Origin of the sequence: Gillisella taibaishanensis, assembly GCF_001938985.1 — a bacterium.
Taxonomy (GTDB): Bacteria; Pseudomonadota; Alphaproteobacteria; order Rhizobiales; family Rhizobiaceae; genus Allorhizobium; species Allorhizobium taibaishanense.
In genome coordinates, this window is record NZ_MKIN01000021.1 from 528,088 (window position 1) to 540,353 (window position 12,266).

Below are 12,266 nucleotides of genomic sequence, written 5' to 3' on the forward strand. Positions count from 1 at the left end.
GAGGTGAGATCCGTCCGGCTTATCAGGCCGGCTGGCCCTCGCCGTGGCCATGTCCTGCAGAACCGTGTTCGGCAGAAGCGCCCTCCGGCTTGTCGGCAGCCTTGGCGATCAGCACATAGGCAGCCGGAACAACGAACAGCGTGAACAGCGTGCCGATCGACAGACCTGATGAAATGACCAGACCCATGTTGAAGCGCGAAGCAGCACCGGCACCCGAGGCGGTGATGAGCGGAACAACGCCGAGCACCATGGCAGCGGTGGTCATCAGGATCGGCCGCAACCGGATTTCGGCAGCTTCGACAATGGCCTGCCGCTTCGACTTTCCTGCATTGCGGTGTTCGTTGGCCACTTCCACCATCAGGATGCCGTGCTTGGACACCAGACCCATCAGCGTCACCAGACCCACCTGGGTATAGATGTTGATGCTGGCTCCGCCGAGGCCGAGGCTGATGAAGATCAGCGCGCCGGCGAGCGACATCGGCACCGAGACCAGAATGACGATCGGATCTCGGAAGCTGTTAAACAGCGCAGCCAATGCCAGGAAGATAATGATCAACGCAAAGGCGAAGGTCTGCACAAAGCCGCCGGATTCTTTCTCAAGCTGACGCGACTGACCACCGTAGTCCAATCCATAGCCCGGAGGCAGGGAATCGCTCGCAACGCTTTTCAAAGTTGCAAGGGCGTCACCCATAGCCACACCAGGCATGGCAACACCTGAGATGGTCGCCGAATTGACCTGTTGGAAGTGGTTATAGGACTGCGGCTGGGTGATCGTTTCAATGTGGGCGACCGTCGACAGCGGCACGTTCGTACCGTCGCTGGCCTTAATGTAATAGTTCAATACATCGGATGCATTGAGGCGCGACATCTGCTGCACCTGGGGAATGACCTTATAGGACCGGCCATCAAAGCTGAAGTAGCCGGTGTAATTACCACCCAGCATGGTTGCCAGCGCGCCACCCACATCCGACATGTTCAAACCGAGCTGAGCGACCTTTTCGCGGTCGAACACGATGCGCGACTGCGGCTGGTCGTATTTCAGGTCGTTGTCGAGGAAGATGAACTTGCCTGTCTTCAACGCGTTGGCGATGAAGGTTTGCGACACATCATTCAACTGGGAGAAATCGTTGGTGGTGGTGAGAACGAACTGGATAGGAAGACCGTTGCTACCTGGTAGCGGCGACGGCTGGAAGGCCACGGTTCTGACACCCGCAATACGATTCAAGTCGTTCTGGATCGCAGGCTGCAGGGTCTTCGTCGTTTTTTCACGCTGATCCCAGGGTTTCAGAACCCAACCGGCGATGGACTGGCCGGGGGCATCAATCTGGAAGACGATATTCGTTTCGGCTTCTTTTGCGAAAGTCTTGTAGGCCTGCTCCGCATAAAACTGCCGCTGGCTGAGCGTCGAGGACGGCGCTGACGTGGTCAGTGTCAGGATGACGCCCTGGTCTTCTTCCGGTGCCAGTTCGCTTGTCGATACCGTATAGAGCCAGTAGATGCTGCCAAGCACGATCAGGCCGAAGACGATCACGACGGGTATCGTATTCAGAGTGCCCTCGAGCAGACGGCGATAGCCTCGGCTAAGGCCCTCCATGAAGCGGTCGATGCCATGAACAATACGCGCTTCGATCGACTTGCCGTCCTTCGGGATCGGCTTCAGCAGATAGGCGCAGGTCATGGGCGACAGGGTCAGCGCGATGACGGCAGACACCGTGACCGCACCGGCCAGGGTGAAGGCGAACTCGGTAAACAGAGCGCCGGTCAGGCCGCCCTGGAAGCCAACGGGGACATAGACTGCGATGAGAACCACGGTCATCGCCACGATCGGGCTTGCGAGATCACGGGCCGCTTGCAAGGCGGCGTCGAAGGGTTTCATCCCTTCTTCCATATGACGATTGACGCCTTCGACCACGATGATCGCATCGTCGACGACGAGACCGATGGCCAGCACCAACGCCAGAAGTGTCAAAAGGTTGATCGAGAAGCCCATGGCGAGCATCAGCGCGAAAGTGCCGATCAGCGACAGGGGAATGGCAACGATCGGGATAAGAACCGCACGCCACGATCCGAGGAAGAGGAAGACGACGACGGTAACGATCAGACCGGCTTCGAACAGTGTATGGATAACCTCGTCGATCGAACTGTTCACGAAGTCGGTGGAGTCATAGATCACCTGCCCGTCAAGACCGGCTGGCAATTGCTGCTGAATTTCCGGGAAGACGGCCTTCACGCCATTGATGACGTCAAGAAGATTGGCGGTCGGCGCAACCTGAATGCCGATATAGACAGCCTTCTGACCGTTGAAGCTGGTGGCCGAGTCATAGTCGTCACTGCCAAGGGTGACATTGGCGACATCCTTCAACCGAATGATGGCGTTGTTGGTCTGCTTGACGACCAGATTCTGATATTCCGCAAGAGAATGCAGATTGGTCGAGGAGGAGAGATTGACCTGAACCATCTGGCCCTTGGTCGTGCCGAGACCGGAAATATAGTCGTTGCCGGTCAGGGCAGAGGAGATATCGGTGGCGCTCAAGCTATAGGCGGCCATCTTGATCGGATCGAGCCAGGCGCGCAGCGCGAACTTCTTGGCCCCGAGCAATTCAGCGGTCTGGACGCCCTGAACAGCCTGCAACTTAGGCTGTACGACGCGCGTCAGATAGTCGGTGACCTGGTTTGGCGCAAGAACATCGCTCTTGAAACCGAGATACATGGAGTCGATCGTCTGACCCACGGTCAGCGTCAGGGTCGGCTGCTGCGCATTCGACGGCAGCTGATTGATGACGGAATTAACCTTGGTATTGATTTCCGTCAGCGCCTTGCCTGAATCGTAGTTCAGACGCAGGTTGACGGTGATGGTGCTCGTTCCCGTCTTGCTGGTCGACGTCATGTAGTCGATGCCGTTCGCCTGGGCGATGGCATTTTCGAGCGGCGTGGTGATGAAACCGGCGATGATGTCGGAATCGGCGCCGGCATACGTGGTCGTCACGGTCACGACCGCGTTCTGCGTCCGCGGATACTGCAGGATCGACAGCGAAGTCATCGACTTCAGGCCGAGGACCAGGATCAGCGCACTGACCACCAGCGCAAGCACGGGCTTGCGCACGAATATATCGGTGAAGCTCTTCATGGCGTTATGTCCTATTGATCCTTGATCTCAGGCGCATTTTGAGAGGTCGGCACATGGCTGTTGTCGACGATGACAGGCGTGCCGCCGCGCAGCTTCAACTGACCTGCGATGACCACATTGTCACCGGACTTCACGCCATCGGTAACCGCAACAAAGTCGCCCCGGACACTGCCGGTCTTTACGAAGACCTGTCGGACGCTGTCGTGCTCTCTATTGCCTTTGTCCTTGTCGACGATGAAAACGCTATCGCCATAGGGATTATAGACGATGGCGGTCTGCGGCACGGTGACGAGCTGCTGAACTGCGCCAGTCGCAACCTTGACCCGCGCAAACATGCCCGGCAGCAGCGACCCATCGGCATTTTTCAGAGTGGCGCGAACCTGGACGTTGCGTGAAGTGCTATCGACCTTAGGGTTGATTGCAGAAATCTGGCCGGTGAACGTTTTGCCAGGATAGGCGTCGATGGTCGTGGTGACGTCCTGACCAACCTTCAGGCGGCTGACGTCCTGCTGAGGCAGGTAGAAGTCGACATAGATCGGGTCGAGGGACTGAAGCGTAACGACCGTGGTGCCGGCAGTCAGATACTGACCGAGGTCAACCGACCGAATGCCGAGACGACCGGCAAAAGGTGCCTTCAGCGTCTTCTGCTCGACAACAGCCTTCTGCTGGTCGACGAGCGCCTGGGCGTTCTTGACGTTCGCACGGTCGGTATCGACGGTCGCCTGGCTGACGGCTTTGACGTTCAACTGCGCCAAGTCACGCTGCAAGGTGATGTTGTAGTTGTCGAGCGTTGCCTCGAGGGATACCAGCTTGGCATTGTCTTCCGTCGCATTGAGCTGCAACAGAGTCTGGCCCTGCTCCACAGCGTCGCCGGAATTGAAGCTGATATTCTGGACGATGCCGGAGACTTCCAGCGCCAGATCGGCACCATTTGCCGCCCTCAGAGAGCCAACTGCTTCTATCTCGTCCTGCCAATCTGTCACATCGGCAACGGCGGTAGAAACCGTTTGCGCAGGATTGGCCATACCGGCCATGACCTGCTGGATGATTCCAGCTTTGAAATTCTGGAACCAGTACAGCCCACCGAAGACAGCGCCAGTGGCGAGCAACATGATCACCATTCGCTTGATCATTATGTTCAGACCTTCTTATTCTAAGTGTCGTTAATAAACTAGTTGCCCGCAGTCCGGCACGGCCGGACTTCTACGCTACGATGTCTGCGTTGTTTTGGACCTACGGAGACATCTTTCTTTCCTGCTTTCAGATCTACAAACTGAAACTGGACTGCACACTCCAACAAAACTATCTAATATACCGTTATTGATGTGCAGATTTTCTTGGCATTTTCTGGTAGCAGGCCAGCTTTGTCGGGCGTGTGATGGTCACTGCCTATGTCATAGCTTTGCCGCCACTTCTGGACCGGCAAAATGCCCTGGAGAAACACGCGGACGCGACTGGTCCGTCTCATCCTGTCGGTTCCACCAGCCACCACCAAGCGCTTGGTACAGCGCGACTGTATCGGTGTAGCGGGTCGCCTGGGCCTTTACCCTGGAGATAACCGCATTCTGATAGGACTGCTGGGCGGTGGATACTGTCGGGTAATCGACGGCGCCAATCTTGTACTGTTCCTGGGCCATGGTCAGGCTGGCGGAAGACGCCTTTTCGGCTTTTGCCTGCGCCTGCAGTGCCTTGGCATCATATTCGATGGCACGCAGACTATCGGCAACGTTCTGGAAGGCGGAAATCACAGTGCTTTTGTACTTGGACAGGTCTTGCCGGAAGGTCGCGACGCTGGCTTCCTTGGTATGATAGAGCTTGTTTCCATCGAAGATGGTTTGGCTGACGGAGTCAGCAACGCTCCAGGCAATCGTGTTGGCGCTGAACAGCTTGGCAGGCGCAGAGGCACCGTAGCTGCCGCTAAGCGTGATCTGCGGCAGCATATTGGCAATTGCCACGCCGACACTCGCCGTGGCGTTGTGCAGGGTTGCTTCCGCCTCGCGAATGTCAGGACGCTGGCGAACCAGGCTAGACGGCAGACTGAGCGGAAGATCACGCGGCAAATGCAAATCCGACAGGCTGACGCTTTCGCCGTTATCCTGGCTGGGCAGCCGACCGAGATAGGCCATCAGTTCGTTGCGCTGCTGAGCCCGCTGCTTTTGCAGCGACGGGAGGCTAGCCTCAGTCGTGGCGAGGGTCGATTGCTGCGACAGCACGTCGGATGCAGGAACAGCCCCGACATTGAACTGCTGCTGGATGCGCGCGAGTTGATCCCGCTGCAGGCGAATAATGTCCTGCGTAGCCTGGATTTGGGCATTCAGCGACGCATCGTTCATGGCCGCCGTCACGACATTAGCCGTCAGGGAGAGATAGGTGGCTTCCAGCTGGAAGCGCTGATAATCAGCCTGCGCCTGCGCCGCTTCGATCGTCCGCCGTGTTCCGCCCCACATGTCGAGATTGTAGGAGACGCTGACGGTTGCGTTATGCAGCGTAAAAAGGGATGCCTTTGTTGCGCCGCTAGCTGCCGAACGCTCACGCTCGGAGGATTCGCTGGCAGTGACCGTTGGAAACAACCCACCCTGATCGGCAAGAACAGTTTCGCGCGCAGACCGCAGAGCATATTGAGCCGCGGCCACATCCGGATGATTGTGGATCGCTTCTTCGACAAGCGCGTTGATCTGCTTGGACTGGAACAGTGTCCACCAAGCGGGATTGACATCGCTGCCCATAGTGAAGCGCTGCGCCTGGCCGTTGGAGACGCCCTTTGCATCGACAGTCTTGACCAGCGACTCTTTGGTATAGCCACTCGCGTCCGGCCCGTCCGGAGATTGGAAATCGGGTCCGGCGGTGCAACCCGACAGCGTGATAAGCGTTAATAGAATAGTCCATCGAGACCAAAGGACCTGGCTGCTTCCGTCGACGTCGGGGGCATAGGATTTTTTATTGAACATGAGGCGCTACCAATTGAACCGAACCGTTCAGTCTGTTGCTTCAAATTGCAGTCTGGTATAACGATGTCAAGTGGAAAACTGAACCGTACAGTTCAAAAGAGGGGGTATTTGATGCAAGGCAATTCTGCGAAAACCGCTATTGACACTGAAAACCATCCGAAATCTCGAAAGATGGCGAGCAAGAAGTCCAAGTCGGTTCTGCAAGCTGCCCGCTCTACCTTCCTTGAGCTTGGCTATGATCGGACCAGTATGGACACGATCGCCCAAGGCGCGGGCGTGTCGAAGGCGACGGTCTACGCACATTTTGAAAGCAAGGAAGCCCTATTTTCTCGGCTGATCGAGGAAGAGTTCGCACTTAACGGTGACGACCGACTTTGGGATTCCAGCCTGCCGATTGCTGATATTGAAGCAGATCTCAGGACCATTGCCCGCAATTTCACCCGCTGTTTTCTCAACGACAAGGGGTTGGCATTCCACCGGTTGATCGTCTCCAACGCATCGCGGTTCCCGGAAATCGCCGAGATTTTTATGAAAGCCGGCCCCCGCAAACAACGCGCCGAAGTCGGAGCATTTTTTGAAAGAGCGGTAGACGAAGGATTCCTGCGAATTGCCGACATGGACTTGGCCGTGAAGCAATTTCTCAGTCTGGTGCAGTGCGACCTGCCACTGAATTGGGCTCTTTCAATGAAGCCGCCGGCACAGAGCCAGTATGACGCCCTTATAGAGGGAGGGGTGCGCATCTTCCTGGCTGCCTACGGGGTCAAAAAAAACGGCGCGGACAGCTGAAATCAGCATCCGCACCGTTGAGAATAAAAGGCGGCGGCCAGGAATTGCGGTAGTCTTGTCTGGCGCTAGCCGGCAAGCCGATCCATTATTCTAATCCAGGACCGAATACCCTTGTGAAATGAGGTTAGATTGTATTTTTCGTTCGGAGAATGGACGCAGTCGTCCATCAGCGAAAACCCGACAAGCAAGGCATCCATGCCGAGCAGGCTCTGGAAATCTCCGACAATCGGGATCGATCCGCCCCCGCCGGTCACGACGGCCGGCTTCGACCATTCCTGCGAAAGAGCTTCCTTCGCCTTGGCAAGAACGGGAGAGTCGTAAGGTAGCTGAATGGCGGGAGATGCGCCTTCTTCGGAAAACTCCACCCGGCAATCGACAGGCAGTTTCGAGCGCACATATTCGCGGAATGTGTTGCGGATCTGCTGCGGGTTCTGGCGTCCGACCAGCCGGAAGGAGACCTTCGCCATCGCTTCGGCGGCAATGACGGTCTTGAACCCCTTGCCCGTATAGCCGCCGCTCATGCCATTGACCTCGGCAGTCGGCCTTGCCCAGAGCAATTCCAGCATAGAGCGCCCTTTTTCGCCCGAGATGGCAGAAAGGCCAATGTCCGGCAGGAACGAGGATTGGCTCTTCTCCAGTTCCGCCCAGGCGGCTTTGAGATCGGCAGGCACTTCGTCGACGCCGTCATAGAAGCCAGGCAGGGTCACCGCACCGGTCTCGTCATGCAGTCCGGCAAGGATATCGCTCAGGATATGCAGGGGATTGGCGGCAACGCCACCGTAACCGCCGGAATGCAGATCGCGGCTGGCGGCTTTGATGACGACCTCCTCCCCAACCAGTCCGCGCAGACTGGCGCAGATTGCCGGCGTCTCGGCGTCCCACATGCCGGTATCGCAGACCATGGCGAAATCCGCCTTCAGTTCCGCAGCATGAGCTTCGAGAAAGCGCTTCAGCGATGGAGAGCCGGATTCTTCCTCGCCTTCGAAAAGAATGGTTATGCGCAAGGGAAGTTCGCCCCTCACCTCCCTGAAGGCACGGAGCGCCTCCAGAAAGGTCATGATCTGGCCCTTGTCGTCGGACGTGCCGCGACCGGTAATGATCTTCTGCCCTTGCGGTGTCTCTCGCACCGCCGGGGCGAATGGGTCGTTGTGCCAAAGGCCGAGCGGGTCGACCGGCTGCACATCGTAATGGCCGTAAAACAGCACATGAGGGGCGCCCTCAGGGGCCGCAACATCATGAGCAACCACCATGGGGTGCCCCGAGGTGTCGCGCACCGAGGCCTCGAATCCCAGTTGCGTCAGGTGATCCGCCAAAAATGCAGCCGCTCGCCGGCAATCAGACGCATAGGCCGGATCGGTCGAAATCGACGGTATCCGCACAAGATCAAACAGCGTCTCAAGACTGGACGGGAGATTGGCATCCGCACGGGCAAGAACGGAATGGATATCGGTCATGACTCTATCTCTTGTAAGGTAACCGCAAACTTACGATTCTGTTGCAGCAGAAATCGCGGCGACAAGGTCGCTCCACAGCGCCTCCGTGCCCTCAAGGCCGACATGCAGCCGCACCGACAGCGGATCGACGCCGAAGGCTTCGGCAAAACTCGGCGGCGCTTTCTGGGCCGCGACCACGTCTCCCGGCACGATCAGGCTTTCATGGCCGCCCCAGCTGACGCCCATCTTGAAATAGCGCAGCTGATTGCAGAAGATCTTGAGATCGATGCCCGGCTTGAAGATGAAGGAAAACAGCCCGGACGTGCCGACGAGACCCGGTGGCAGGCTGTTGGCGAGCGCGGGATGGCATACCGTTTCAACCTGCTCATGCGCCTGAAGCCGCCGGGCGATTTCCAGCGCCGAAGCCTCATGCGCCTTCATGCGCACCGGCAGCGTCCGCATACCGCGGATCAACAGCCAGGCATCGAAGGGCGACAGCTTGCCGCCGAGATAAGGCAGGGTTTCATTGCGGATCCTGTCGATCAAGGCCTTCGGCCCGGCCACAACACCCGCCACGACATCGCTATGGCCGCCAAGATATTTCGAAGCCGAATGCAGGACGAGATCGACGCCGAGCGTCAGCGGCCGCTGGAAAACTGGGCTCGCCCAGCTATTGTCGATAATAGAGAGAACACCGTGATGCCGGGCAAGTGCGGCCAGCGCGCCGACATCATGGGCATGCATCACCCAGCTGGTCGGGCTTTCGAGATAGATGAGCTTGGCACCCGGCAGGGCTGCAGCGACCGCATCCTCGTCGCGCCCATCGACATAGGTCACCTCGACGCGCATGCGCTTCAAGATGGTCTCGAAAAACCGGAAGGCGTCCGGATAGACATGCCGCACGGCGACAATCCGATCGCCCGGCTGGACAAAGGTTAGTACCGTCGAGGAAATCGTCGCCATGCCGCTGCCGAAGCCGAGCGCATCCTCAGCACCTTCCAGACGCGCCAGCATGTCTTCAAAAATCCGCACAGTCGGGTTGAGGCCACGCGAATAGACCGGACGCTGTTTTTCACCGCGATAGGTCGCGACCATCTCGTCGTAATCGCTGAAGGTGAACAGCGAGGTCTGCACGATCGGCGGCACGACCGCATCGAAGGCATTGCCTTCGTCATGGGCAGTGATCAGCGAGGCAAATTCGGAAAAGTCGTGCTTGTCGTTCATTGGGACATGTCCTTGATGTCTTCTTCCACCACGCTGAGAATCTTGAGAGTTTCCTGGCGGGCCGCCTCCGCGTCGCCCTCGGCGATCGCGGCAAACAGAGTGCGATGATAGGGAAATGAGCGGCGGGCAAAATCCGGCCGGTCGAAAGGCTTGCTCCAGAAGCGCTCGAAAGCCTCGCGCATCTGCTCTAGCAACTGCCGGAACAGCGGATTATGGGCAGCATCGTAAATGGCGAGATGAAAGGCGAGATCTTCCTTACCTGAAGTGCCCTTGGCCAGATGCACCCGCTCCATCGCGTCGAGTTTTTCCTCGATCTGCTGGATGTCCTGTGCAGTCCGTCGCCTTGCGGCCCAGGCGCTTGCCTCGACTTCCAGGCCACGGCGTACTTCAAGCGTCTGCAACAGAGCTTCGCGGAGATTTTCCGCTTCCAACCTCAAGGGCATATGGACGGTTGCAGCGCTGATTGGCTGCAGCAGATAGGTGCCGCTGCCCTTGCGGCTTTCCAGCACGCCCAGCGCCTGAAACCGGCCGATCACCTCCCGCACCGTCGAGCGACCGACGCCAAGCGCCACCATCAGCTCCCGCTCGGTCGGCAGCCGATCACCGCGCTTTAAGCCTGCTTTTTCAATGTAATCGGCCATAACGCCGCTGACCTGGGCGACCCGGTCCAACGGCGCCAGGATGGCGAGCCGCGGCGGATCTCTGCCGGTGTTTTCCACACCCAAAGCCATACAACTCCCCTTTCGCGGACCGCTTGACAATTGGTCTGACATCTTAGCACTATGCGGCCTATCCGGAATGTCAAGCCATGCAGACAGCGCTTTCGACCGGTCTTTGCACTTGGGGAAAAAATACTGAACATCCCTGTTGCAGCCGAAGATGCCGTTGACGTTTGGATGACGATCCGACAAGAAAACGAAGAAAATACCAGAAATATACAACATGAGGGTGCCTGGCACACCTCAACGAACTGGGGATAGAGGAATGAAACTTCGTGTTTTCGGCGCGGCCGCAGCCGTTTCGGCTGCCGCTTTGCTCACTGGCCCTGCCTTCGCTTTCGAAGGCAAGAGCCTCACAGCGCCTAACTGCAGCTATGGCGGAACGATCAAGTCCATCGTCGCAACCGACGAGCATACCGTCACCTTCTCCATGTGCGCCCCTGACCCGGCTTTCAAAGCCAAGGCCGCCTTTGTCGTGTTCGGCATCCAGCCTGCCAAGCATATTGAAGAGCTTGGCCCGACAAAGAAGCTGCTCGAAAACCCTATCGGCACTGGTCCGTTCAAGTTGGAAAGCTGGAACCGCGGCGATTCGATCACCATGGTGCGCAACGACGACTATTGGGGCACCAAGCCAGCCTTTAGCAAACTGGTCTTCCGCTGGAACCAGTCGGGCGCCGGCCGTCTGAACGAGTTGCGCTCCGGCACCGTCGACGAGATCGCCAATATCAGCCCCGACGACTTCGACAGCGTCAAGAACGATCCCGATCTGCAGTTCCTGCCGCAGGAAAGCCCGAACGTTCTCTATCTCGGCATGGTCAACACCGCCAAGCCGTTCGATAATGAAAAGGTCCGCCAGGCCGTCGCCATGGGCGTCGACCGTCAGCGTATCGTCGACAATTTCTATCCCAAGGGTTCCGTCGTCGCCACCCACTTTACCCCCTGCTCGCTGCCGAATGGCTGCGCCGGCAAGGATTGGTACGGCTTTGACGCAGCTGCTGGCAAGAAGCTGTTGGCTGAAGCCGGCTTCCCGAACGGCTTCAAGACCAAGATCTACTACCGCGACGTCTTCCGCGCCTATCTGCCGGAACCAAGCGCAGTTGCCGTCGAATTCCAGACGCAGCTGAAGAAGAACCTCGGCATCGACGCCGAAGTCGTTCCGGTTGAATCCGGCAAGTTCATCGAGGAAACCTCGGCTGGCCGCATCGATGGTCTCTATCTGCTCGGCTGGGGTGCGGACTACCCGCATGTCACCAACTTCCTCGACTATCATTTTGGTAAGACGTCGAAGATGTTCGGCACGACCTTCCCTGAAATCACCGAGGGTCTGACCAAGGGCGGCACCATTGCCGAGACCAAGACTGCCGAGCCGGTCTACGCCGCAGTCAACGACGCGATCCGTCAGCACGTACCGATGGTTCCGATCGTTCATGGCGCAGCAGCCTATGCCGGCCGTGCGACCTTGAAGGACGCCATCGTCCGCCCGTTCGGCTCGCCACGTCTGCAGGACGAAAATCCGGGCAAGGATACTCTGGTATTCATGCAGAATGCTGAACCGATCAGCCTCTATTGCGGCGATGAAACCGACGGCGAAACGCTCAATGCCTGCACGCCGATCACCGAAACGCTGTTGGACTACGCTAAGGACAGCGGCGAAATCGTACCGGCGCTTGCCAAGAGCTGTGATGCCAATACCGACTCGACCGTCTGGACCTGCCACCTGCGGGAAGGCGTGAAGTTCACTGATGGTTCCGTGTTCACCTCCAACGACGTCGTCGCCTCCTGGGCTGCTGGCCTCGATGCATCGAACCCGGCCCATGTCGGCAATACCGGCTCCTTCGACTACTTCTCCTCCCTTTGGGGTGGATTGATGAACGCCAAGAAGTAATCGCAACCGGAACCGTCCGGCCGGGCCACCATGCCCAGCCGGACGGCTTTCGGCGTTTGCTATCAGCTTTGCCCGGTGCATTGCGTGGTGAACGCAAGACGAAATCCAGTGTCGCCAAGCGGTTTACGCTGGGCGGACGCTGAG

8 protein-coding genes are annotated in these 12,266 nt (G+C 58.1%); 2 read left to right on the top strand and 6 right to left on the bottom strand.

Annotated elements, in window-relative coordinates; genetic code table 11:
- Positions 1-22 precede the first annotated feature (22 nt).
- From BJF91_RS09555 to BJF91_RS09565, 3 genes are all read right to left on the bottom strand, one after another.
- Positions 23-3,127 carry an efflux RND transporter permease subunit gene (locus BJF91_RS09555; protein ID WP_075614244.1) on the bottom strand — a complete coding sequence of 1,035 codons (3,105 nt, stop codon included), beginning with the start codon at positions 3,125-3,127 and terminating at the stop codon, positions 23-25.
- Positions 3,128-3,138: 11 nt separating this feature from the next.
- A complete protein-coding gene (locus tag BJF91_RS09560) occupies positions 3,139-4,260 on the bottom strand; it encodes an efflux RND transporter periplasmic adaptor subunit (RefSeq protein WP_075614245.1) in 1,122 nt (373 codons plus the stop codon).
- 261 nt (positions 4,261-4,521) lie between these two features.
- The gene (locus tag BJF91_RS09565; protein ID WP_075614246.1) at positions 4,522-6,075 is read right to left on the bottom strand and encodes an efflux transporter outer membrane subunit; all 1,554 of its coding nucleotides are present in this window, start codon (positions 6,073-6,075) and stop codon (positions 4,522-4,524) included.
- 111 nt (positions 6,076-6,186) lie between these two features.
- Between BJF91_RS09565 and BJF91_RS09570 the strand changes: the two genes are divergently transcribed.
- Complete coding sequence (locus BJF91_RS09570; RefSeq protein WP_234801584.1) at positions 6,187-6,861, top strand: TetR/AcrR family transcriptional regulator; 675 nt, start codon at positions 6,187-6,189, stop codon at positions 6,859-6,861.
- 65 nt (positions 6,862-6,926) lie between these two features.
- Here BJF91_RS09570 and BJF91_RS09575 read toward each other — a convergent pair whose 3' ends face one another.
- Genes BJF91_RS09575 through BJF91_RS09585 form a run of 3 tightly spaced genes read right to left on the bottom strand, consistent with a single transcriptional unit; the run spans position 6,927 to position 10,159 of the window.
- The gene (locus BJF91_RS09575; RefSeq protein WP_075614247.1) at positions 6,927-8,315 is read right to left on the bottom strand and encodes a M20/M25/M40 family metallo-hydrolase; all 1,389 of its coding nucleotides are present in this window, start codon (positions 8,313-8,315) and stop codon (positions 6,927-6,929) included.
- A 30-nt stretch (positions 8,316-8,345) separates the two neighbouring features.
- The gene (locus BJF91_RS09580; RefSeq protein ID WP_075614248.1) at positions 8,346-9,518 is read right to left on the bottom strand and encodes a PLP-dependent transferase; all 1,173 of its coding nucleotides are present in this window, start codon (positions 9,516-9,518) and stop codon (positions 8,346-8,348) included.
- Complete coding sequence (locus BJF91_RS09585; RefSeq protein WP_234801603.1) at positions 9,515-10,159, bottom strand: FadR/GntR family transcriptional regulator; 645 nt, start codon at positions 10,157-10,159, stop codon at positions 9,515-9,517. The genes BJF91_RS09580 and BJF91_RS09585 overlap by 4 nt, the downstream gene beginning before the upstream one ends.
- Positions 10,160-10,502: 343 nt before the next feature.
- Between BJF91_RS09585 and BJF91_RS09590 the strand changes: the two genes are divergently transcribed.
- Positions 10,503-12,122: an ABC transporter substrate-binding protein gene (locus BJF91_RS09590; protein ID WP_075614250.1), complete on the top strand. Its 1,620-nt coding sequence runs from the start codon at positions 10,503-10,505 to the stop codon at positions 12,120-12,122.
- Positions 12,123-12,266: the final 144 nt, after the last annotated feature.

Excerpts from the sequence above, each read along its gene's own strand:
- BJF91_RS09590 (WP_075614250.1), top strand. The coding sequence starts at position 10,503 with ATGAAACTTCGTGTTTTCGGCGCGGCCGCAGCCGTTTCGGCTGCCGCT.
- BJF91_RS09580 (WP_075614248.1), bottom strand. The coding sequence starts at position 9,518 with ATGAACGACAAGCACGACTTTTCCGAATTTGCCTCGCTGATCACTGCC.
- BJF91_RS09585 (WP_234801603.1), bottom strand. The coding sequence starts at position 10,159 with ATGGCCGATTACATTGAAAAAGCAGGCTTAAAGCGCGGTGATCGGCTG.
- BJF91_RS09560 (WP_075614245.1), bottom strand. The coding sequence starts at position 4,260 with ATGATCAAGCGAATGGTGATCATGTTGCTCGCCACTGGCGCTGTCTTC.
- BJF91_RS09555 (WP_075614244.1), bottom strand. The coding sequence starts at position 3,127 with ATGAAGAGCTTCACCGATATATTCGTGCGCAAGCCCGTGCTTGCGCTG.
- BJF91_RS09575 (WP_075614247.1), bottom strand. The coding sequence starts at position 8,315 with ATGACCGATATCCATTCCGTTCTTGCCCGTGCGGATGCCAATCTCCCG.
- BJF91_RS09565 (WP_075614246.1), bottom strand. The coding sequence starts at position 6,075 with ATGTTCAATAAAAAATCCTATGCCCCCGACGTCGACGGAAGCAGCCAG.
- BJF91_RS09570 (WP_234801584.1), top strand. The coding sequence starts at position 6,187 with ATGCAAGGCAATTCTGCGAAAACCGCTATTGACACTGAAAACCATCCG.